This window comes from Salinimonas lutimaris, assembly GCF_005222225.1.
Classification (GTDB): Bacteria; Pseudomonadota; Gammaproteobacteria; order Enterobacterales; family Alteromonadaceae; genus Alteromonas; species Alteromonas lutimaris.
On record NZ_CP036536.1, the window covers coordinates 3,433,034 to 3,456,137 of the forward strand.

21 protein-coding genes are annotated in these 23,104 nt (G+C 49.7%); 14 read left to right on the forward strand and 7 right to left on the reverse strand.

Annotated features, from left to right (window positions below; translation table 11 throughout):
• Positions 1-29: 29 nt before the first annotated feature.
• Positions 30-944: a site-specific tyrosine recombinase XerD gene (gene xerD, locus EZV72_RS15150; protein WP_137168017.1), complete on the reverse strand. Its 915-nt coding sequence runs from the start codon at positions 942-944 to the stop codon at positions 30-32.
• Positions 944-1,771, reverse strand: coding sequence for a co-chaperone DjlA (gene djlA, locus EZV72_RS15155; RefSeq protein ID WP_137168018.1), 828 nt, complete (start codon positions 1,769-1,771; stop codon positions 944-946). Before djlA ends, xerD begins: the two co-directional genes overlap by 1 nt.
• A gap of 309 nt (positions 1,772-2,080) precedes the next feature.
• On the opposite strand from djlA, the gene EZV72_RS15160 reads away from it, so the two are divergent.
• From EZV72_RS15160 to EZV72_RS15200, 9 genes are all read left to right on the forward strand, one after another.
• The gene (locus tag EZV72_RS15160) at positions 2,081-4,393 is read left to right on the forward strand and encodes an LPS-assembly protein LptD (RefSeq protein ID WP_232364439.1); all 2,313 of its coding nucleotides are present in this window, start codon (positions 2,081-2,083) and stop codon (positions 4,391-4,393) included.
• Positions 4,394-4,451: 58 nt separating this feature from the next.
• Positions 4,452-5,729, forward strand: coding sequence for a peptidylprolyl isomerase SurA (gene surA / locus EZV72_RS15165; protein ID WP_137168019.1), 1,278 nt, complete (start codon positions 4,452-4,454; stop codon positions 5,727-5,729).
• A 21-nt stretch (positions 5,730-5,750) separates the two neighbouring features.
• Positions 5,751-6,734 carry a 4-hydroxythreonine-4-phosphate dehydrogenase PdxA gene (gene pdxA, locus EZV72_RS15170; protein ID WP_137168020.1) on the forward strand — a complete coding sequence of 328 codons (984 nt, stop codon included), beginning with the start codon at positions 5,751-5,753 and terminating at the stop codon, positions 6,732-6,734.
• Entirely contained in the window at positions 6,731-7,558 is an 828-nt protein-coding gene (rsmA, locus tag EZV72_RS15175; RefSeq protein ID WP_137168021.1) for a 16S rRNA (adenine(1518)-N(6)/adenine(1519)-N(6))-dimethyltransferase RsmA, read from the forward strand. The genes pdxA and rsmA overlap by 4 nt, the downstream gene beginning before the upstream one ends.
• Positions 7,555-7,932 (forward strand): Co2+/Mg2+ efflux protein ApaG, encoded by a 378-nt coding sequence (apaG, locus tag EZV72_RS15180; RefSeq protein ID WP_137168022.1) that lies wholly within the window; start codon positions 7,555-7,557, stop codon positions 7,930-7,932. The genes rsmA and apaG overlap by 4 nt, the downstream gene beginning before the upstream one ends.
• Positions 7,933-7,965: 33 nt before the next feature.
• On the forward strand, positions 7,966-8,784 hold the full coding sequence (locus EZV72_RS15185) for a symmetrical bis(5'-nucleosyl)-tetraphosphatase (protein ID WP_137168023.1): 819 nt from the start codon (positions 7,966-7,968) through the stop codon (positions 8,782-8,784).
• A 313-nt stretch (positions 8,785-9,097) separates the two neighbouring features.
• The gene (locus EZV72_RS15190) at positions 9,098-11,122 is read left to right on the forward strand and encodes a HAMP domain-containing methyl-accepting chemotaxis protein (protein ID WP_137168024.1); all 2,025 of its coding nucleotides are present in this window, start codon (positions 9,098-9,100) and stop codon (positions 11,120-11,122) included.
• A 217-nt stretch (positions 11,123-11,339) separates the two neighbouring features.
• Positions 11,340-12,941: a sensor domain-containing diguanylate cyclase gene (locus EZV72_RS15195; RefSeq protein ID WP_137168025.1), complete on the forward strand. Its 1,602-nt coding sequence runs from the start codon at positions 11,340-11,342 to the stop codon at positions 12,939-12,941.
• 63 nt (positions 12,942-13,004) lie between these two features.
• Positions 13,005-13,223: a hypervirulence associated TUDOR domain-containing protein gene (locus tag EZV72_RS15200; RefSeq protein WP_137168026.1), complete on the forward strand. Its 219-nt coding sequence runs from the start codon at positions 13,005-13,007 to the stop codon at positions 13,221-13,223.
• A 415-nt stretch (positions 13,224-13,638) separates the two neighbouring features.
• Here the strand turns inward: EZV72_RS15200 and fghA are convergent, their stop codons facing one another.
• Positions 13,639-14,481 (reverse strand): S-formylglutathione hydrolase, encoded by an 843-nt coding sequence (gene fghA / locus EZV72_RS15205; RefSeq protein WP_137168027.1) that lies wholly within the window; start codon positions 14,479-14,481, stop codon positions 13,639-13,641.
• Between the two features lie 447 nt (positions 14,482-14,928).
• Here fghA and EZV72_RS15210 point away from each other — a divergent pair, with 447 nt between their 5' ends.
• The 3 genes from EZV72_RS15210 to EZV72_RS15220 are packed head-to-tail and all read left to right on the forward strand — an operon-like array spanning position 14,929 to position 18,064.
• Positions 14,929-15,843, forward strand: coding sequence for an acyltransferase (locus EZV72_RS15210; RefSeq protein WP_137168028.1), 915 nt, complete (start codon positions 14,929-14,931; stop codon positions 15,841-15,843).
• Positions 15,837-16,730 carry an acyltransferase gene (locus EZV72_RS15215; protein WP_137168029.1) on the forward strand — a complete coding sequence of 298 codons (894 nt, stop codon included), beginning with the start codon at positions 15,837-15,839 and terminating at the stop codon, positions 16,728-16,730. Before EZV72_RS15210 ends, EZV72_RS15215 begins: the two co-directional genes overlap by 7 nt.
• A gap of 2 nt (positions 16,731-16,732) precedes the next feature.
• The gene (locus EZV72_RS15220) at positions 16,733-18,064 is read left to right on the forward strand and encodes a mechanosensitive ion channel family protein (protein ID WP_137168030.1); all 1,332 of its coding nucleotides are present in this window, start codon (positions 16,733-16,735) and stop codon (positions 18,062-18,064) included.
• Between the two features lie 68 nt (positions 18,065-18,132).
• On the opposite strand, the gene EZV72_RS15225 is transcribed toward EZV72_RS15220, so the two are convergent.
• Positions 18,133-18,327 carry a hypothetical protein gene (locus EZV72_RS15225; protein ID WP_137168031.1) on the reverse strand — a complete coding sequence of 65 codons (195 nt, stop codon included), beginning with the start codon at positions 18,325-18,327 and terminating at the stop codon, positions 18,133-18,135.
• A gap of 284 nt (positions 18,328-18,611) precedes the next feature.
• On the opposite strand from EZV72_RS15225, the gene EZV72_RS15230 reads away from it, so the two are divergent.
• Together EZV72_RS15230 and EZV72_RS15235 are read left to right on the forward strand one after the other, a co-directional pair.
• The gene (locus tag EZV72_RS15230) at positions 18,612-19,421 is read left to right on the forward strand and encodes a DUF2884 family protein (protein WP_137168032.1); all 810 of its coding nucleotides are present in this window, start codon (positions 18,612-18,614) and stop codon (positions 19,419-19,421) included.
• Between the two features lie 62 nt (positions 19,422-19,483).
• The gene (locus EZV72_RS15235) at positions 19,484-20,296 is read left to right on the forward strand and encodes an NAD-dependent epimerase/dehydratase family protein (RefSeq protein ID WP_137168033.1); all 813 of its coding nucleotides are present in this window, start codon (positions 19,484-19,486) and stop codon (positions 20,294-20,296) included.
• A 5-nt stretch (positions 20,297-20,301) separates the two neighbouring features.
• On the opposite strand, the gene EZV72_RS15240 is transcribed toward EZV72_RS15235, so the two are convergent.
• The 3 genes from EZV72_RS15240 to EZV72_RS15250 all read right to left on the reverse strand — a co-directional run bounded on the left by EZV72_RS15240 (position 20,302) and on the right by EZV72_RS15250 (position 23,078).
• Positions 20,302-21,735 carry a sodium-dependent transporter gene (locus EZV72_RS15240; protein ID WP_137168034.1) on the reverse strand — a complete coding sequence of 478 codons (1,434 nt, stop codon included), beginning with the start codon at positions 21,733-21,735 and terminating at the stop codon, positions 20,302-20,304.
• Between the two features lie 189 nt (positions 21,736-21,924).
• Complete coding sequence (locus tag EZV72_RS15245) at positions 21,925-22,659, reverse strand: SDR family NAD(P)-dependent oxidoreductase (protein ID WP_137168035.1); 735 nt, start codon at positions 22,657-22,659, stop codon at positions 21,925-21,927.
• Complete coding sequence (locus EZV72_RS15250) at positions 22,656-23,078, reverse strand: thiol-disulfide oxidoreductase DCC family protein (RefSeq protein ID WP_137168036.1); 423 nt, start codon at positions 23,076-23,078, stop codon at positions 22,656-22,658. The genes EZV72_RS15245 and EZV72_RS15250 overlap by 4 nt, the downstream gene beginning before the upstream one ends.
• Between the last annotated feature and the right edge of the window lie 26 nt (positions 23,079-23,104).

Here is a 23,104-nt window from a genome sequence, read left to right on the forward strand (position 1 = left end):
AGCATACCACCGTGCCGGCCGATATGCGCTTACCCTCTGGGATGATGGGTCTGAATCAGGTTTTGTAAGCGTTCGGTTGCCACATGGGTATAAATCTGGGTGGTGGACAAATCGCTGTGTCCCAGCAGCATCTGCACCACGCGTAAATCGGCACCATGATTGAGCAGATGAGTGGCAAAGGCATGACGCAGGGTATGCGGCGAAAGATGCGCCGTGATCCCGGCTCGAATGGCATATTCCTTAATCCGGTGCCAAAAGGTCTGGCGCGTCATCCGGGTGCCCCGCCGACTGACAAACAACAGCTCAGACGCACCTTTTATCAACGCGGGGCGAGCTTCTCGCACATAGGTATCAATCCAGTCCAGCGCATCCTCGCCCAGAGGGACCAGTCGTTCTTTATTGCCTTTACCGGTCACTCTGACCACGCCCTGCTGCATATTAACCTGCTCTACCAGCAGCCCGGTCAGCTCACTGACCCGCAATCCCGTGGCATACAATACTTCCAGCATACAGCGGTCACGGCACTCTATCGGATCATCCAGATTCGGCGCATTGAGCAGATCATCAACCTGCTGTTCACTGAGTGAAGAGGGTAATCGTTGTGGCAGTTTCGGATTGTGCAGTTGTGATACCGGATTATCACTGCGCCGGTGCTGACTGATAAGCCAGGTATAAAAAGCCCGCATGGCACTCATAGCGCGCTGAGTACTGCGTGCTGATAAGCCTTGTGCATGACGCTCGGCCAGATACTCTTCGATCAGCTCTTGAGTAACATAGCTGATGTCCGGTTCGCCGGCCTGCTGGCAAAACAGGGCCAGCTTGGTCAAATCAGTGCGATAACTGCTCTGAGTATGTTCACTTAAGCCTTTTTCCAGCCACAACATGTCAATAAAAGCATCAATATGCTGCTGACTGGCTTGTGATGGCAGAGGCCGCGTGCTCATCAGAACCCGCGCCGCTCTTTGATCAGCTCATAGGCAGCCTGAATGTCCTGGGTTTTCTTTTTAGCCATATCCAGCGCCTGCTGCGGTAGCCCTTTTGAGGCCAGTTTATCCGGGTGATGTTCTGACATCCGTTTGCGATAAGCCCGCTTGATGGTTTTCTCATCATCATTAGCGCTGACACCAATAATCTGATAGGCATCGTCCAATGACTGCGTTTCGGTATAACTACTGCCGGCTTGCTGACGCGAGCCGCGCTGACGAAAACGCACCTGGGCGTCATAGGCAGCCAGTAAAAATTCCAGATCCTGACGTTTAAAGCCCAGTGCCTGAGCCACTTTTTCCAGAACCCGTAATTCTGCTTTTGACAGGTTGCCGTCGACAAACGCAGCCTGAATCAGAATTTCCAGAAACATCTGCAGAATATCCCGGCGCCCGTGACAGTTTTCATACAGATTTTTAAGCGTATCAACAATCGGATAATCAGACGCCTTGCCTTCGCGATAGGCTTCCTGGGCTTCGCGCCGGGCATCACCGTGCAGCTGCATCTCATCCATCAGGGCCGAGGCCAGCTGTATTTCCCGCTCGGTAACCTGACCATCAGATTTGGCCAGATGGCCTAACGCAGCAAACAGACTGTGGAAGAAAATGGCCTGCTGCTTAAGCCCGGACTGGTCGGTAAAAAAACGGCCAAAACCGCCCATTTTGTTAAAGTCCTGACTGTAGGCCCGGTCAAACAAATGTCCCACAATAACGCCCAGAATCGCACCGGGAATTTTTAAAAACATAAAGCCGAAAATCAGCCCCAGCACCTTGCCCCAAAATGGCATCGTTCGTTTTCTCCTTCCCCATCAGGGATAATAGCTTGTCCGCCCCGTGACAGGGTATTTATCCTAGTGAATCACAACACTATACAATAAGTCATGAGATATTGAGACAGTTTGCCGCAACTCAACGCCGGGCTACGAAATGTACGCTGAACACTGTTTTTACATTCAATTGTGAGCAATACTGTATTTTTGATGGTTTTTTTCTGGCTGGCGGTTGGTTATTGGTGAATAAGTGCTTAGAATTAGCGGCTGTTTTACGCGCCCGTCATTAAGGATTTTGACCATCAGGCTCAGTACAGGACAGTATTATTGTTGCCATCATCTGATGCTGGCAGCTTACCCGGACAGTACCATTTACAGGCCATTCACCTTCGCATGAAAAAGACCTGCGCATCCATATTACTTTTTGCTCTTGGCTGGCAACAGGCACACGCTGAGCAGCAAACCTCGCAATCCGGCGACCAAAGTCAGGACAACAGCGTGTTGTGCCCGGCTTCCCCCGTGCAGTTTACTTCGCAGAAACTGATGCCCGCAGGGCAGGTAAAAGTAGAAGCACAACAGACAGAGTTTTTATCCAAACGGGTGGCAAATTTCAGCGGTAACGTCAATATTACCTCTGATGCTGCCAACATTACCGCCGATGAAGCCCGCATACAGGACAACGGCCGTCAGCTGGAAGCCAGTGGCGATGTTGTCTACACCGATGCACAGTTACAGGTCAAAAGTGATCAGGTTTCGCTGAACTCGGTCGCCGAAACACTCAGGATGACCCAGACCGAGTACAATCTTGCCGGCTCTAACGGCCGGGGCGATGCCGAGGTGATCAATCTGACCGCCGCCGAGGGGCTGAACCTGAACGATGTCCGATTCACTACCTGTCCGGCCGGTGATGAGGACTGGTCTATCCGGGCTTCGGAAATTCAGATTGAGCGCGACTCGTTGTGGGGCGTAGCCAAAAACACCCGGTTTTATGTCGGCAATATTCCGGTGTTCTATTTACCCTACTTTGCGTTTCCGGTCAGCAATCAGCGTCAGACCGGCTTGCTGTTTCCGCAAATCAGCAGCTCATCTAATGCCGGGGTCGATTACGAGCAGCCATTTTACTGGAATCTCGCGCCTAACTATGACCTGACCTTGTCGCCACGGGTGATGACCAATCGCGGCGTGCAGCTTAAATCAGAATTTCGTTATTTAAGCGAACAGGGTTATAGCATCTTTGATGTTGAGTACCTGCCTTCTGATAGCGATACCCCCAATAATGAGGATCGCTATTTCTACCGGATTAAACATGATGGTTATCTGGGTGAACACTGGACCGTGGGTGTGGATGTTAATGGTCTCAGTGATGATAACTACATTGTAGATTTGGGCTCTGACTATTATAACCGGGCCGATGCTTACCTGTTTCGTACGGTCGGACTGAATTATTACGCCGAAAACATGACGCTGGACTTACATATCCGCGATTTTGAGACATTGGGTACGCAGACCGATGGTTACCGGGCACTGCCAGAAGCCCGTCTGAAAGTCACCGAGCCATTTGGCGGCCTGTTTGAGTTCAAACTGAATTCTGAACTGGCGTATTTTGACAATCAGGATGACAGCCGGCCAACAGCCATGCGTTTTCACGTAGCGCCCACACTGTCGCTGCCTTATCGGCGGCATTGGGGTGAGCTGATTGCCGAAGCCACTTTATTAAATACGTATTATCGCCAGGACAATGTGGAAGGCACCGCGCTGGAAGAAGACGTTAATCGTACGCTGGGTCAGGGACGCTTATTCGGTACCTTGTATTTTGAGCGTGACGGCAGCTGGTTTAACGACACCGACACCATGACTTTTGAACCCAAAGTACAGTACCTGTACACCTCGTATGAAGACCAGAGCAATATCGGGCTGTACGACACCACGGTGCTGGTGACCGATGTGGAAGGTCTGTTCCGTGGCCGTGAGTTCACTGGTCTTGACCGGATTAATGATAACAATCAGGTGACGGTGGGAATGACCTCCCGGATTCTTGATGAACAGAACCGGGAACAATTTGCCATTAGCCTGGGTCAGATATTCTACCTTGATGATAATCGGGTAAAATCGCCGGGCGAGGATCAGGACCGTTCTGCGTTAGCCGCTGAACTGGACTGGCGTCTGTCATCTCGCTGGAATTTTCACAGTGATATTCAGATTGCTACCCAGACTGATAAGGTTGACCGTAGCAGCTTGACGTTTGAATATCGTCAGGACGATGAAAGTCTGGTGCAGTTAACTCACCGGTATGTGCGCGAGTTAAGCGGTGAAACTATTGATCAGGTTGGCCTGTCGGCCAGCTGGCCAATCAATGAGAACTGGCATTGGGTCGGCCGCACATTCCGTGATGTAGAACGTAACCGAAGCATTGAAAATTACTTTGGCGTGCAATACGAGTCTTGCTGCTGGGCAGTGCAGGTTGTGGCGCAGCGTAGCCTGAGTAATCGCTTTACCGTAGATGGACAGCAATCGACAGAAGAGTACGATTCTGGTATTAGTTTGCAGTTTATTTTCAAAGGTATGGGCTCCAGTCGTTCCAGCCGCAGCATGCTTGAAGATGGCATGTTTGGCTACCGGCAACCTTATAACCTGAATTGATTTACCCTGCTGCGGCCACGCTGGCTGGCAGTGAAATTAACGACAATAAAGAGTAATTATGAAGTTCATTATCCGGGCTATGTGTTTAAGTGCCCTGCTGACGGTGTCGGCATGGGCGCAGCAAGTTTCACTGGACCGCGTGGCGGTAATCGTTGACCAGGGCGTTATTCTGGAAAGTGAAATCGAGGCGTTGGTCGATGATGTTAAGCGCAACGCTCAAAACGAAGAACAAAAACTGCCGTCTGACCGTGTTCTGCGCACGCAGGCCATTGAACGTCTGATTCTGCAAAACCTGCAGATGCAAATGGCTGACCGCATGGGGATCCAGGTGTCTGATCCGCAACTGGAACAAACCATTGGCAATATCGCGCAAAACCAGAACATCAGTATTACTGCGTTACGTGAAGAGCTGAAAAAAGAAGGCATCAGCTATGATGACTATCGTGAAGATGTGCGCCAGGAGCTGATTACCGGCGAGGTTCGTCGGGCTAATGTGCGCCGCCGTATCTATATCACGCCGCAGGAAGTCAACTCGCTGGTCAAGCTGATGGACGAGCAAGGCGCTGAGCAGGCCGAATACAATCTGGGTCACATCCTGATTGGGTTACCTTCAGGCCCAAGCGAAGAACAGGTTGAAGAAGCCCGTAGCCGTGCTGAAAAAGTTATCGAACTGCTTAACAATGGTTCTGACTTTAATCGCATTGCCATTACCTCATCATCTGGCAGTGAAGCGCTGGAAGGCGGTAACATGGGCTGGCTGAACATCAACTCTATGCCAACTCTGTTTGCTGAAGCCGTACAGGGCAAGGAAAAAGGCACGCTGATTGGTCCGATCCGAAGCGGTGCCGGTTTTCACATCCTGAAAATTAAAGACACCCGGGGTATTGAAAAGGTCACTATTGAAGAGGTGAAATCACGCCACATTCTGATCAAACCTTCGATTATCCTGAGCGAAGAAAAGGCCAAAGCCAAGCTGGAAAAATTCCGTCAGCAGGTGATTGATGGTGACGCCGACTTTGCCAAACTAGCCAAGGAAAACTCAGATGATCCGGGCTCGGCACTAAAAGGCGGTGAGCTGGGCTGGGCGGATCCAAATAACTATGTACCGGCATTCAAAAAAGCCCTGTCGAATCTGGAGCCAGGCGAATACAGCCAGCCAATCCGCTCTACTCATGGCTGGCATTTAATTCAGCTGGAAGACCGTCGCTTTGATGATGCCACCGAAAAACGTAAGGAAGATAAAGCCTATCAGCTTATCTTCAACCGTAAGTTCAAAGAAGAGACCGAAACCTGGCTACGTGAAATGCGTGATGCAGCATACATTGAAGTGTTGTAGGAAAGCCGTCACAATATACGTATGACTCCATTAAAAATAGCAGTAACACCGGGCGAACCCGCCGGTATCGGGCCAGACTTGATTATTCAGCTGGCCCAACAGCAGTGGGACGCACAACTGGTGGTTTTTGCCGATGGCAGGGTGCTGGAAGCGCGCGCCCGCCAACTCGGCCTCCCATTAACTCTGACCCCTTTTGACAGTGCGGGTGATCGGACCCAACGTGTGTCTGAGCTGTTTATCCGGCAAATTGACGCCGATGCCCCTGTGGTAGCCGGTCAGCTGGATGCCGCTAACGGCCAGTACGTGGTCGAAACCTTGCGCCAGGCCTGCCATGCCAATATGGAAGAAGGCTTTGATGCAGTGGTAACCGGCCCTGTTCATAAAGGCATTATCAATGAAGCCGGGGTATCGTTTTCAGGTCACACTGAATACTTTGCCTATCAGTCTAATACCATCGATGTGGTAATGCTGCTGGCCACCAAGGGCTTGAATGTTGCGCTGGCAACCACACATATTCCGCTGGAATATGTGGCAAAAGCGATTACCGAAGAGCGGCTGCATCGGGTGATTCGAATCATTGATCATGATTTGAAAAAGAAATTCGGTATTGCTGAGCCGCATATCTATGTATGCGGACTCAACCCGCACGCCGGTGAAAATGGCCACATTGGTAAAGAAGAAATTCTGACAATTATTCCTGCGCTGGAAAAACTGCGTGAGGAAGGTATCAAGCTGACCGGCCCGTTGCCGGCTGATACGATATTTCAGCCCAAGTATCTGGATGACGCTGACGTTGTGTTAGCGATGTACCATGATCAGGGCTTACCTGTATTGAAATTTAAAGGCTTTGGCGCATCGGTGAATATCACCATGGGACTGCCATTTATCCGCACTTCTGTTGATCACGGCACGGCGACTGATTTAGCCGGCTCCGGTAAGGCAGATGCGGGCAGTTTCCACAAGGCGCTGGAAAAAGCCATCGAACTGGCGAACAGTCAATTATGAGTAAAACCCATTTAGGTCATACCGCGCGTAAGCGGTTTGGCCAGAACTTCCTGCATGACGATTATGTGATTGAACAAATCGTTAATGCAATTAACCCACAAAATGGTGAAAACCTGCTGGAAATCGGCCCGGGACTGGGCGCCCTGACCGACCCGGTATGTGAACGTGTTAACGCCCTGACCGTCGTCGAACTGGACCGGGATCTGGCCAAGCGTTTAAACGAACACCCGTTTCATGGCGACAAGCTGAATATTATTGAACAGGATGCCCTGACTCTGGATTTTGCCACGGTAAAAGACAACCTGCCCAACCCGGACAAGCCGCTGCGGGTATTTGGTAACCTGCCATATAATATTTCCACGCCACTGATGTTTCATTTGTTCGACTATGCCAGCAGCATCAGCGACATGCACTTTATGTTACAAAAAGAAGTGGTGAACCGCCTGGCCGCAGGCCCGGGCTCGAAAAGCTACGGACGCTTATCAGTGATGGCGCAGTACTACTGTGCTGTGATGCCGGTTCTCACCGTACCACCCGGTGCGTTTAAACCGGCGCCTAAAGTAGACTCTGCCGTAGTGCGGCTGATTCCCCATGCCACACCACCAGTGGATGTTGAGTCAGTGTGTACCTTGGAGCGGGTCTGTGCACAGGCATTTAACCAGCGCCGTAAAACTATTCGCAACAGCCTTAAAGACTGCATTGAAGAGCAGGCACTGGCGGATCTGGGCCTGAACCCGGGCGCCCGGGCGGAAACCTTGTCGTTGCAGGACTTTGCGACCATTGCCAATTATGTCAGCCAGCAGCAGGAGGCAATATCTCTGTGAGTCAGGCTGATTTAATTAAAGTGGTGGTACAGACCCGTCATTTGTCGGACCATCCGGCCAGCGACGAGAACAAGTACGCGTTTGCTTATCAGATTACCATCACCAATCACAGCGATACCCAGGTGCAGCTGATGAGTCGCTACTGGCTGATTACTGATGGCACGGGCAAAAAGTCCGAGGTTCAGGGTGAAGGTGTGGTAGGTAAACAGCCTCTGCTGGCGCCGGGTGAAGAATTTCAGTACACCAGTGGTGCTATTCTGGACACCCCGGTGGGCACCATGGAAGGCTATTATGATATGCAGGTTCATGGCGGTGAAACATTGCGTGTACCGATCGAAGTCTTTCGTTTAGCTGTACCCAATACTATTCACTAAATTCCCTATTGTCAGAATATTTCGGAGCTAGCTATGTCAGGCAAAGCCCAGACCCTTGTCGTGGGAGACATTCAGGGATGTTACAACGGTCTTATCGGGCTGTTGAACAAGTGCAAGTTTGATCCTGACCGGGATCGTCTGCTGGCGGTGGGCGATCTGGTGGCCCGGGGGGAAAACTCCCTGGCCACGGTTGAATATTTAATGAGTCTGGGTGACCGCTTTCATACGGTGCTCGGTAACCACGATTTACACCTGCTGGCGGTGATGGAAGGGATTAAGTCGCCGAATAAAAAGGATCGGGTGGGCAATCTGCTTAAAAGCCCGCGCAAAGCTGAAATCAGCCAATGGCTGCGACAGTTTCCGCTGGCCAGCCGGATATCTTCTCAGCATGTGATGGTACATGCTGGGCTATACCCTGCCTGGACACCTGATGATCTTCTTAAATACAGCGCAGAAGTAGAGGCCGTGTTGTCTTCACCAGACTACCTGAGTGTGCTGCAGGGCATGTACGGGAATGGCCCTGAGTGCTGGGATAAGTCGCTAAAAGGAATGCCACGTCTGCGTTTTATTATTAATGCCTGCACCAGAATGCGATTTGTGACGGCAAATTTTGAGCTGGATATGCATGAAAAAGGCGCGCCTCCCGCCGCCGACCCGCTGATTCAACCCTGGTATAAACTGGCCACTGCCCGCTTGCCGGCTGACCAGCATATTGTATTTGGGCACTGGGCCGCACTGGACGGAGAGACCAGTGATCCACGTATCATTGGTCTGGACACCGGTTATGTCTGGGGCAATACGATGACCGCCCTGCGCCTGGAAGACGGCAGGCGCATCTGTTTTTCTGCCTGATTCATATCTTACAGCCTGTAAATTCCCCGCAGGCTGTGTTTTTACTCCCTTTCATCCTAACTTCCTGTTTTGAAAATCTCTTTTTTCACATTCATTAAACTTTATACCTAAGGATAACTCGCCCACTCTTTCTTTTTCCTGAAGTCGGGTAAAGTATCTTCCTGTTGGGCCGATAAAATTTAACCAGACCAGGCTAGATATTTTTTGCGCTGCAAATTCAGACAATTAACTGGTGCAGAAAACAACATATTTAGTAATAATTAAGTGCTAGCTAGAATAATTAAATAACAATTTTGCATCTGACGGAGTAGTGATGAAAATTACCGTAGCCATGCGTATTATAGGTGGTTTTTTAACCATTAGCTTATTACTGGTAGTAATCAGTATTTCTTCTCTACTAAACTTAAATGCGGTGGGCTCAGCAACCGAAGAAGTAAATCAGGTCGCCATACCAACCCTGTCAGGCAGCAATACCTTAAAAGCCACATTTTTAAATATGGGCCGGCTTACCTTTGAAGCTTATATCGAAGAAGAATTGCGGGGCCTGAAAGAGAAACAGGCCAGCTTTGAGCAAAACAAACAACTCTTTCAGCGTACCTATCAGCATCTTGATACCATTGTCAGTAACGACAGCGAACTGCAGCAGTCTCTGAATAAAATTAACACCACCTATCAGGCTTACACCACCAATGTGGAAAAAATGTATCAAAGCCACCTGCAGTACATGAACATGCGTAACACCATCAGCGATCGGATCGGTGATGCCGAAGACGGTGCCGATGATGCTTCCACCCTGCTGCTGGACTTTTCTGATCTGGATGTCGTGCGCAGTACCCCTGCCCTGCAACAGGCTGCAAAAGCCGGCAGTGAGCTTGAGACTACGCTGTTATCGCTGCTTACCGTGACCAATGAATATGTCAAAACTGACTCACTGGTACGCGCGCAGACATTAGGTAATGAAGTGAAACTGGTTGTGGATAATGCCGGCAGTCAGTTGTCGTCTATGGTGCAAATCGCCGGCGGGATGGATAACACCGGTACGCTGGATGAAATTAATGAACTGGTGGGTGATGCATTAAATGCGATTACCGCAGCCGACGGTGTGTTGCAGCTACACGTAGACCGGCTGGCGTTTCGTAATGCCGCGCAACAGGCGCTGACCCGTTCAGACACCAACATCGGTGAGGCTATTGTTGAGCTGGAGCGTTTGCTGGAGCTGACCAATCGCCGGGCAGAGCAAATTGATAATCAGGTCAGTGACAAAGTCAGCAGTGGTAATACCATTGTTGTCAGTATTGTGGTTATTTCCCTGATTATTGCCGCGTTTATCGGTTTTGCCACAGTCCGGGCGATTACCCGTCCGCTAAACCAGGTCAATGAGCTGCTGAATGTGGCCTCCTCCGGTGACTTGACCCGCCGTCTGGACGACTCGGCACAGGATGAGTTTGGCCAGCTGGCGCGTAACTGTAATCAGTTGATTGGTAATCTGAAAGCTTTGATTGTAGGCATCAACACCCGTGCCGAGCAACTGGCTGCCGCCTCAGAAGAAACATCGGCGGTAACCTCACAAACCACCCATTCTATTCACGATCAAAAATCACAGATTTCGCAGGTGGCAACAGCTACCACGCAAATGCATTCTACCTCACAGCTGGTAATGACCAATGCTGAAGATACACTGAGCGAGATTCAGAATGCTGACAGCGAAGCGAACAAAGTCCGTCAGATTTCGATGGAAAATAAACAAACCATTGAGGTGTTGTCCCGCGATGTGCAGGAAGCGGCAGAAGTTATCAACAAACTGCATCAGGACAGCGCCAGCATTGGCGGTATTCTGGATGTTATCCGCGGCGTGGCCGACCAGACCAATTTGCTGGCCCTGAACGCTGCCATAGAGGCAGCCCGCGCTGGTGAACAGGGTCGAGGTTTTGCGGTAGTAGCCGATGAAGTGCGCACGCTGGCCAGCCGGACTCAGCAGTCAACGCAGGAAATCAATGCCATGATCGAAGTGCTTCAGGCTGGCGCTGAGCGTGCGGTGATGGTGATGAATCAGGGTAAAGAGCAGACCGCGGTCTGCGTGGCGCAAACCGAACAGGCCACACAGGCGCTGGATATCATTTCTACTGCGGTGCACCGGGCCCATGATGTCAGCTCTCAGATTGAACAGTCTGCCCGCGAACAAAACACAGTATCGCTGGAAATCAGCGAAAAACTGGAAACCATTGTGGGTATTGCCGAAGAAACTACCGTCGGTGCTCAGCAAACCTCCGAATCCAGTCACGAGGTTGCTCGTCTGGCTGAAGAACTGCAGCAGTCGATTCGTCAGTTTAAAGTGTAACAATGATAACCCGGGCTAGTGCCCGGGCCTTATCTGTCTGGTGTGATAAAAACGCCATTACTGGCGGGCTTGTTTTTTGGCTCACGGTACTCAAGCCACCAACTTATTGAGCGATAGGTTAAAGGTGAGCGTTTTCTTACCTGCGTATTAATATATAAGCCCTAATGTAGTAATAAGCGCCTATACTTGTTTTAACGTTTTTATCGAAACCAGGCCCATGAAGCTGTCAATTCGCCTGCGTACTGAAATACTGTTCGCTGTTTTTCTAGTCTGTAGCTCTGTATTGCTAGCCCAGACATTCATTCGTCATGTGTATACATTGCCGGCATTGCAGTCCATGGCGGCGCAACAGGACTCTAGCGATATCAAGCTGGTTGCCTCTCAGTTCAGGCAACAAGTCGCTGCACTGGAAACCCTGCTCTACGATAACGCAGTGTGGGACGAGTTTTATAAATCAACACTGCAACACGATGTTGCCTGGTTTGAAGAAAATTATTTTATCGAAGGCTCATATGGCCGGTTAGGCATCAACGGGTGGTATTTTTACGATAAACAACAACACCTGATAACCGGAAGAAGCCTGGCAAAAACGGGTGATGTCATGGACAAAAATCTGTTTGATGATCCGATGGCGCCAGTCACTCAGACACTGTTAAAAAATGATGCTGACGTTTGGCCTCGTTCATATTTCTTAATGGTAAATGATCGCCCTGTTCTGGCGGTGGCCCACAGTATTCTTCGCTCTGATGAGCAAGGGCCGTCTGCCGGCACAGCTATTGTATGGACCTTTATTGATGAGCAGTTTGTCGAAAGTATTACGCCAGGCCTGGTAGATGATATTACCCTGATCGTATTTGACTCCGACAAAACATCCGATACTGTTCATGCCTTTTATGATGATATCGACCAGCATTCCTACACTCACGACAGTGATTATCTGGTTATGGGCGTTAGAGACTACCGCGGAACGCCCTTGTTCGGGTTAAGTGTGCCGCGCCGGCCTCAGCCATTTGACAGCTCTCTATTTGACAGTTCACTTATTGCAGGATTGCTGATTAGTGCCGGTGTTTTGCTGTTATTTTATCTGTGGATTAATAAAAAGCTGGTGACACCGGTATCCCGCCTGTTCAGCGTTATCTCCTATTCAATTGCCCATGGTGATTACAGTAAACGAACACAGTTGCCAGGGAGCAATGAAGTTAGCCGGCTGGGGCAACAACTTGATGGCCTGCTAAACCTGGTGCAGGAGCAGCAAAGAGAGCTATTATGCCGCAATGAGTCGCTGGAAAAAATCAGCCTGACCGACTCACTCACCGGACTGGGTAACCGGCGGGCCATGGATACCTATCTTCAGTCTGTCGCCTTGTTAAACAGAACAACGGCGCAACACTTTGCATTATTAATTCTGGATATCGACTTTTTTAAAAACTACAACGATCATTATGGCCATGCACAGGGCGATGAGGCACTGGCGCTGATCGCCGAGTTACTGAAAAGCCGCGCCTCCACGGCTCACAGCAGGGTATTCAGATACGGTGGTGAAGAATTTGTCATCATGCTGGAAAATACCTCCATCAGACAAGCGATGGCCAAGGCACAGGATATTGTCAGTATTGTTCGCGAAGCCCGCATTGCGCATGAGGCAAGAGGTGATAAAGAACGGGTAATCACCATCTCCGCCGGTCTGACAGTCAAACCCACGGATTTAAGACTGAATGCGGCCGCTTTGTTTGAAGCAGCCGATAGTGCGCTATATCAGGCGAAAAATATGGGTCGCAATCAGGTACAAACCGTCGATGACGTGGTCGCACTGAAATAAAGCCCATGAACATTATGTTTGTGCGCGGCGTAACAAGTACTCATCAAAACACAGGAGTGCAGTATGTCAAAAGCCTACCAGACTAATCAGAAAGTGAGCTGGAAGTGGGGAAACGGCACCGCCGAGGGCTATATCGCCGGTGTATTCAGAGAGTCAGTGACCAAAACATTGCAAGGTGAAGAGGTCACTCGTAACGGCAGTGACGATAATCCCGCCTACTTAGTCAAACAGGACGATGGCGATAAAGTGTTAAAGCTGCATAGCGAGTTGTCGGCCAGCTAGTCGCTAAGATTACTGGTGTCATTATATATCCCCAAAGTTCTGAGTCAGGGTTAGTCACGTGCCCAGAGAGAACTCTGAGACTACCTTCCGTCGCCCCCGTGAAAATGGGGATATCCTGAACAGCCTGACTGATTCAAAACGACATTTATTAATGTCGGTCATGTCCAAAAGGAGATCCCGGATATCGCTACGCGATTCCGGGACGACGAGAGGAAGTACAACGTCATTCCCGTGCAAAAGGGAACCTCCTTTATACCGTCGCCCCTGCGAAAGCAGGGGTCTCCTGAACAGCCTGGCTGATTGAAAATATCATCTTTTATAGGTCGTCACGGTCACAAAGGAGATCCCGGATATCGCTGCGCGATTCAGGGATGATGGTATAATTACGCTGGCCAATCCAAGATAGCCGGTTAGCCTAAATCAGCCCCAGGTTCGCTGCATGAAATTGCAGATGCTCCTCAATAAATGACGCAATAAAGAAGTAACTATGATCATAGCCTTCGTGCATATTCAGCGTAAGCTGGGTATCAGATTTTTGCGCAGCACTAATCAGTGCTTCAGGCTTGAGTTGTTCATTTAAAAACTGGTCCTGCTTGCCCTGCTCCACCAGAATGGGAATATAGTGCTGTTGCTGCGCCAGTAAATGAGCAGCATCATATTGCTTCCAGGCTGCGACATCATCGCCCAGATACGCGGAAAATGCCTTGTGTCCCCACGGACACTCCGTCGGATTCGATACCGGACTGAATGCCGACACCGACACATACCGCTCAGGCTTGTGCAGAGCAATCACCAATGCCCCGTGACCGCCCATTGAATGGCCGCTGATAGCCCGCTCACCGGTCACCGGAAAGTTGTCCTCAATTAACTCTGGCAATTCCTGTGTGATGTAGTCATACATCTGGTAGTTGGCTTTCCAGGGCTCCTGGGTGGCATTAACATAAAATCCGGCGCCCAGGCCTAAGTCATACGCCCCTTTTTCATCGTCGGCTACCCCTTCGCCCCGCGGGCTGGTATCTGGTGCAACAATCGCCATGCCCAGCTCAGCCGCCAGCTTCATAGCACCGGCTTTCTGCATAAAATTTTCATCGGTGCAGGTCAGGCCGGAAAGCCAGTATAGCACCGGCACCGGATTAACTGTGGTAGCAAACGGGGGCAAAAATACCGCAAAAGTCATGTCACAGTGAGTGGTATGCGAATGATGGGTATAACGACAATGTGTGCCTCCAAATGCCCGGTTTTCGCTGATTAGCTTCATATACGCCTCTCCTTTTACACAACAGCAGCGCGATAGATGAACACTGCTGCAAATTTGTTGACCTTCACGCATCAGCGCGAAGGCATGGTTACTGTTTTTCGGCTTCATCGGTGAACAATGAAGGCGTTAGCAGGCGCTTGTATAACACTGTATATCTGCTGAATACTAACGCGGTGATATATGACCATGCACTATATGTCACTCTGTCATGATAGATGGTTTCACCATTTTTAAAAAACGGGGAGCATGTCGGCATCAGCCTCTATCCTGCGGTTCACCTGTTTTCGCACCGACTGGCTTAATCTGACCCACAAACTCTACAGATATTTGAACGACCTTGCATTGTGGTAAGAACGTTTTTGTTAAGTCATTAATAACAGTAAAGGGTCTATCGGTTTTTGGTTCAAGTTCGTTTACACTAAGCGCCAAATAAAAGAGGTAAACATCATGTTTAAAACCCTTGGCCACACGATTCTGGGCACCATTTCGGTGATTCTGTATTTTGTGAACACGGTGTTCTGGTCAACGCCGATATTTTTAATGTCATTTTTAAAGCTGATACCGGTTCCTGCCTGGCGTCGTTTTATCACGTACCTGCTTGATGGCTGCGCCACCGCCTGGATTAGCGTGAACAATATCAATCAGCGCGTTCTGGGCAGAACCAGACTTGATGTGAACGGGCTAAACCAGTTGTCCAGAAATGATTGGTATCTGGTGGTGGCTAACCATCAGTCTTGGGTCGATATTCTGGTCTTACAGCGGGTGTTCAATCGTCGCATTCCGTTTTTAAAATTTTTTTTAAAACAACAGCTGATTTGGGTTCCCATTCTGGGCCTGGCCTGGTGGGCTCTGGATTTTCCTTTTATGCGCCGGTACACCAAATCCTACCTGGCTAAAAACCCGCACATGAAAGGCAAAGACATGGAAACTACCCGTCGCGCCTGTGAAAAATTTAAGCATAAGCCGGTCAGCATTATGAACTTTGTTGAGGGAACACGGTTTACGCCCAAAAAACATGCTCAGCAACAGTCTCCGTTTACCCATTTATTAAAACCCCGTGCCGGCGGCGTGGCATTTGTGCTGTCAGCCATGGGAGACCAGTTACATAAGCTGATAGATGTCACCATCAATTACCCTGACGGTGTGCCATCGTACTGGGATTTTGTGTGTGGCAAAGTGAAAAATATTGAAGTGGATATTCAGGTAGAGCCGATTAAAGCCATTATGGAAGGCGGCTTTTTCAGCGATACCTACTTTTCTGATCCCGAACAACGTACCCGTTTTCAGGCCTGGCTGAATCAGCGCTGGTCGAATAAGGACAACCTTCTGGCATCGATGGACTCGACCCAAAAAGCATTATGAGAGTGTTACTAGCCCCCTTTATTTTTGTTATTCATACCAGCCTGCAAATTATCAACCTGGCGATTTGCGGTGGTCTGGTGATTATATTCGGCCTGGCCAAACTGATTCTACCTGTACCAATATTACGTAAGGTGCTCACTGCGCTGATGAACATCTTTTTTCTGATGTTTGGCCGGGTCAGTGTGCTGCTTATCCGGTTGTTCAACCCGCTGGTCATTGAGCGCCGCTTCAGCGCGCCGGTCTCCACTGAAAAATGGTATCTGCTGGTTGCCAATCATTTAAGTTATCTGGATATTATTCTGCTTATTGAGCTGTCGGTAGGTCGTATCCCCCCGCCGAAGTTTTTTTTAAAAAAGGAGCTTATCTGGCTGCCTTTTGTGGGCCTGGCGGCCTGGGCACTGGACATGCCGTTTATGCGACGCTATTCGGCTGCCTACCTGAAAAAATACCCGCACAAAAAAGGCAAGGATATTGAAACCACCAAAGCCTATTGTCAGCGTTATACCGGCACCCCAACTACAGTCATCAATTTTGTTGAAGGTACGCGATTTACTCCGGTAAAACATGCCACCAAGAAAAGCGAGTACCAGCTGTTGTTGCCGCCAAAAGCCGGTGGCGTGGCATTTACGCTTGCTACCATGGGCGATCTTTTTACCAATATGCTGGATATATCATTGCTGTACCCGGATAACCGCAAGCACCCGATGATGGCCATGCTGAGCGGTCAGATGCGTCGCGTTATTATTGATGTGAATGTATTGGAAATTCCGGCTCAGGCCAAAGGGGACTACTTTGCTGATGAAGCATTCAGAGCCGGCTTCCAGCAATGGCTCAACCAGCTTTGGCAAAATAAAGACAAGCGCATGCAGCGCATTCTGGAGAACTAGGTTTGGAATTAAAAGCCACGACCCGCGATTTATTCAACAGTACTGTCACACAGATTTTTCCGTCTGTGGATGTGGATGACAATACCTACAACCTGCTGGCGCTGGCGACCATTGCTACGGTGGCGATAGTGCTATTTATCCTCTTGCGGGTATTGGTCCAGGTGTATGCCAGCCGCTTGTTCAAGCGCACCAAAAACCGGTGGGATAATGCGTTGATGGACTATGGCTTCTTCCGTCATCTGGTGCATTTAGTGCCCGCCCTGGTGATGTTTCTGCTTACCCCGGTGCTGATTGAAAACGAAGGGGTTCTGCATGCGGTTGTGATCAAGTGTTCACTGTTGTACATGATGTTTGCTGCGCTGCTGGCTGTTTTCTCATTACTGAGCACGCTGGAATACCTGTATAACTCGTCCTATATGGCTAACCGGGCCAGTATTACCGGATTTATTCAGGTGGCAAAACTGGTGTTCACCATTCTGGTTCTGCTGCTCAGTGTGTCGATTATCATTGAGCGCAACCCTCTGATTCTGTTATCAGGCATTACGGCCATTGCAGCCGTACTGTTGCTGATATTCAGAGACACCATTTTAGGCTTTGTCGCCGGTATACAGATTGCAGCCAACCGCATGTTTAAAAACGGCGACTGGATTTCGATCAGTAAGTTTGAGGTGGATGGAGAAATCAAAGAAATTGGTCTGACGAACGTCAAGGTACAAAACTGGGATATGACAGTATCCACCCTGCCCACCTATTCGCTAACCAATGAAGCGGTTAAAAACTGGCGCGGTATGCAGGAATCCGGAGGCCGGCGGATTAAGCGAGCTATTTATATTGATGTGCATTCTGTGCGTCTTTGCAACAAAGACATGCTTGAGCGTTTCAGCAAAATTCGTTACATCAGCGAATATCTGGCGCAAAAAGAGGATGAGCTGCGTAGCTGGCATAAAGACTACTCGATAGCCGAGGATGATCTGCTTAACACGCGAAAGCTGACCAATATAGGTACTTTCCGGGCGTACCTGAATGCCTACCTCAAACAGCATCCGCATGTGTCACAGTCGATGACTATGATGGTGCGCCAACTGCCGCCAACCGAACTGGGTCTACCGCTGGAAATTTACTGCTTCAGTAATCAGATAGCCTGGACCCGTTATGAAGATATTCAGGCTGATATTTTTGACCATGTGCTGGCTATGCTGGATGTTTTTGACCTGCGGGCTTACCAGCGCGACAGCCATCTGCTGGCATTCAGTGAACAGCGCCCGACCTCTGGCCGAGTGGCGCGGGAATGTGATGAACAGGCCGAAGAGCCAGATACGTCATCTAACACCTAGCCCTGACCGCTACGGTGACTCTGCACCCCCAACTGGTTACAGGCAGCAATCTGGCTGTCTGTGACTGTTTAGCTCAAGGCATAACCCATCAACAGGCATACCACCAGCCCGGACACACCAAAGAAGCCATATTCAATCTTTTGTTTTACCGCTTCAGGCCCGCTCTGCCCTGAGCTCATAAACCCCATAATGATGCTGGACAGCCCCAGCACAAACGCCACCAGACCGATGGCAAAGCCAATCGCGCTTATCCATTCACTCATCAACTTTCTCCCGTTCAGTGAGCCTCTGCTGCGCTGAATAATCAGACAGTTAACCGGCATTATGCCCCACCAAGCGTAGGCTGCCTACGCGGATTTGTAAAAATTTTCACCTGTGTGGCCAGGTGTCAAAAGCACGATTATTTCGTTTATCACACTTATTAATTGCCTGAATATCAGTCACCCGATTTATAAAAAAACTTAACTTGTTGAATTTTAATGCTTTAAGCAAGTGGCACAGCAACTGCTGTATCCGTGTGGTACTGACAACTGAATTAGGGAAACTCATGAACAAGCAAACTCTGGCCATTGCACTGTCTTCCGCTTTGCTGATTGGCTCAACCACCGCCGCTCTGGCTGATGATAATAACTGCAATGTCAATATTCAGGGCAACATGGAATACCGGGCTGCACAACTCATGGTAGAAATGGAAAACGGCAGTGTTATGCACATTGATAACGCTCATCATCTGACCATAAACGATGAACAGGTTGACCTGACCCCCGAGCAGCAGCGCTATGTCAGCCAGTACTATGAGGCTATTGATGAAGCCGTACCGATGACCATGAATATCGTGTCTGACGGATTTAAACTGGCCAATACTGCAGTCAGTGAAGTGTTTGGTGAACTGCTGGGTGACGATGATACGCTGGTCCGGGAACTCAGTACCACCATGGGCGAATTGCAGCAAAATATTGAACAGAAATTTTACATGCAGGATGGCGGTATCCGTATCAGTGGTGACGATATCAACGGTGATGGTTGGGTAGGCAGCCAGTGGGAATCAGAGTTTGAAGAAAGTATAGAACAGCTGGTCAGTCAGGCTACCGGCCGGCTGCTGATGGCCATCGGCTCGCAGATGCTGTTTTCAGAAGAAGGCGTGGATGACTTTGCCGAACGTATGGAACGCTTTGGTGACGATCTGGAAACCCGGATGGAGTCTCAGGCAGAACAGCTCGAAGATCGGGCCGATGAGCTATGCAAGATCCTGCGTCGCGCAGACCATAGTGAAAACCAGATGCAGCGTACTATTGCCGGGCTGGACGGCCTGAATCTGCTGAATCTGGATGACCACAAATCCACCATGAAAATGTAATCAATACCTAAGGGTGTGTCGTGCTAGCATGATGAAAATGCAATTTTAGCGGAACAAACATCATGCAAGGACTAACTTTATGCGGTTGCGGCTGGCTGGGTAGCCATCTGGCCCGCCGCAACGCCCTGTCAGTGCCATTACTGGGCACCAGCCGACAAACAGAAAAGCTCACCGACCTGCCTGTCACGCCTGTCGTATTTACGCTGGGCGATGATCCTGATGGTGTGGCCACCCAAAGTGGCGCCAATACCGTTGTGCTGAATATTCCTCCCGGAGCACGCAAAAAGCCCCTTGATCCACAGTTTGTCAGTCATATGCAAAATCTGATTGATGCCTTTATACAAGCCGGCTGCCAGCAGCTGATTTTTATCAGTACCACCGCCGTTTATGGCGAGCAGGAAGGCGATATTAATGAAACCAGCAAACTGGCTCCGGTGACCGAGTCAGGGAAAGCTCACCAGCAAATTGAAACCTACCTGATGACCCATTACGCTGATCGCGGTCTTGTCATACGGCTGGCCGGGTTAGTGGGGCCGGATCGACATCCGGTTAATTTTCTGGCCGGGCGACAGCTGGATAAAGGCGAACAAGTGGTGAATCTGGTCCATATTGATGATGTGTGCAGCGGCATTGAAGCTGCGCTCGAACAGACACTGACCGGTGATACTTTGCATCTGTGCAGTCTGGCGCACCCCAAGCGTGGAGACTATTACACACACTGTGCACAACGCCGCGCCCTGGCCGAACCGCAGTTTAACCCGGACTATAAATACAAAAACGCCAGCGGCAAGCACATCAATGCACAAACCAGCTGGCGTAAACTTGGGCTGGCGTCACTGCAATACCCCAGCCCCGATGCGATGTGTGGTGGCTGAAACGCCTAACCAAACAGCGCCATAAATAGTGAAAACTCAAAGTATTTCACGCACACGGTGTTAATGAAAATAAGCAGCAACACCACCGGAATAAACGTACTTAGCGACACATTGACATATTTGGCGTAGAAGCTTCCCTCGTAACCTTCTGCGCCCTGCATCAGTGACTGATTAAAGTTATGCTGCTTCCAGCGGTAAATAACAAAAATACAAATCAGGAAGCCGTTTAGCGGCAGTACCGTGTCGTAAAACACATCATAAATCACATCAAAAAATGACTTATCCTGACCGGCATAGTGTGTAAATAGAGTAAAGAAGTCTGCATAACCAAATGACAAAGCACTAAAACATCCCAACACCAGCATGGCAATGCCTAATAAAATCAGAGATTTTTTGCGGCTATAATCTTTTTCATCCATGAGCGCGGATACCGGCACCTCAAGAATGGAGACCAGTGACGTGATAGCAGCAAAGAAAACCAGCAGGAAAAACAACACCGCCACCACAGACGCTCCGACATACGATATGCTGTCCTGCAGCGCTAGAAAAATCTGCGGCAGATAAGTGAATATCATGCTGACCGACGAGTCACTGAGGCTATTGGGATCAATCTGCGGATTGAACGAAAAGATGGCGGGCAAAATCATCAGACCGGCGGTAAATGCTACCGCGGTATCGGTAATCGCAACCAGCTTGGCAGAATTAGGCACATCGTTTTCATTGGAAATATAACTGCCGTAGGTCAGCAGTATGCCCATCCCCAGCGACAACGAAAAGAAAGCCTGAGACAAGGCCCCGTTGACCACCGAAGCATCAATCTTGTCAAAATCAGGGATCAGGTAAAATTCGACGCCGGCCATGGCATTGTCCTGCGTCAGTACAAAGCCTACCAGCCCCAGCAGCATCACAAACAGCGCAGGCATCAGTACCTTGGCTGCTTTTTCAATGCCTTCTTTAACGCCGCCCTGCAAAATCAGATATACCACCCCTACAACTGCAGCCATGTAGACAAATATTTTAGGGGAGTTGATAAACATACCGAAGGTGTCGGCATTGGCCAGTTTGTCCAAATCGCCGGTCAGTGCTTCAAACAGATAGCCGAATATCCAGACTGTGATCACCAGATAAAACACCGCAATCATAAACGGCGTTAAAATCGACATCCATCCGGCCAGTTTCCACCCTTTGTGGTTACCACTTAATTTACGGTAACTGCCTAGCGGATCTTTTTTGGCATGCCGGCCAACCGTCATTTCAGCCAGCATAACCGGCAAACAGATGGCAACAACAAAAATGGCATAAATTAATAGAAAGGCGCCACCACCATTTTTGGCTGCACCTACCGGAAACCCGACAAGATTTCCGATACCTACCGCAGAACCAGCTGCAGCAAGTATAAAACCGATACGCGATCCGAACTGTTCTCTGGCCCCGCTCATACCCAGCTATCCCCTCAATACGTGTTGTTTTATGTTGTTTTATGCGGTGTTATAGGTTTTATCAGCCGGGGGCACAGTTACATAGACCGCAGCCCTTACCAGCCGTGAATTTCACCGAACGGTAGATGGTAACAGCAGTGTCATAAAAAGTCTTGAGGTTGCGTTTAATTGAATGTGTGAACAGGCGTATTACCAACTTACCACCTGGTCTTCCCAGTCGATAAAATAAGGGCTTTGCTCACTGGTAAGACGTGCCATTATTTTGATTAATTGCTGCGCGGTAAATGCCGGCGTGAACAACTTTTCCGGTTTTACATTGCCTTGAAAAGGCGCAGATAAACCGGTGTCCACAGTGCCCGGATGATAAGCCAGTAAACTGGTTCCTTTTGCTCGCCGCGCATATTCCACCGCCGCGGTTTTTAGCATCATATTCAGACTTGCCTTAGAGGCCCGGTAACCGTACCAGCCGCCTATCCGGTTGTCACTGATACTGCCTACCCGGGCACTCAGACACGCCAGCACGCCTGGCGAGGCCATCACGTGAACCAGATGTTTAAGCCATAAAGTGGGTATAAGGGTATTCACCCTGAAATAAGTCAGTAACTGCTCACTGTCTAAATCTTCGAGGCGCTTTTCAGGGCTGATGGCGTTGCCGTTGACCTCGCCATGCAGCATTCCCACTGTACACACAGCATAGTGAATCCGGTGCCCCTGATTTTTCAGCTGCTGACAAAAATCACTGATAGCCTGTTCATCATCGGTGGCCAATACCTTGCTAACCACGTTATCCGGCCAGTCAGGCTCGGCAACTGCGCTGCGCGACAGGGCATAAACCGGTCTATCGCTGTCATTCTGCGCCAGGGCCTTAACCATCGCCTGCCCGATGCCACCGGATGCCCCTATCACCACGTTAACCGTACTCATTTGGACTCTCCGGATGATAGCTGCGAACGGGGCTGACTGTCATTATCCGGGGCGCAGCCACACCCGCGCTTTTGTCCGGTGAGCCAGTAAGAAATTGTATAGCGGTGACGGGCAAATAAGGTGTAAGCATAGTCTGCGACGTGTCGAATCAGCGGCCAGCGCAGGGGCGCATACAGCCAGCCTTTACCCACGGCCTGCCAGGCAGCGTGCGTGGCATCCAGGCCGGTGACTATGACCCCGTCGGGTCGCTGTACATGAATGCGGTTATTCAGGGCATGCCAGTCCAGGTGGGGATATCGCTGGTCAAAATCATTGTTCTGAATATCTTCAAACTTCAGCACTCCTTCCTGATTGTAACGACGCAGATGGTCCATTTCCTTGCGGCACAATGGACAGTGCCCATCATAAAAAATAATCATAAATACCCTGTGCGGTGAAGTATGTT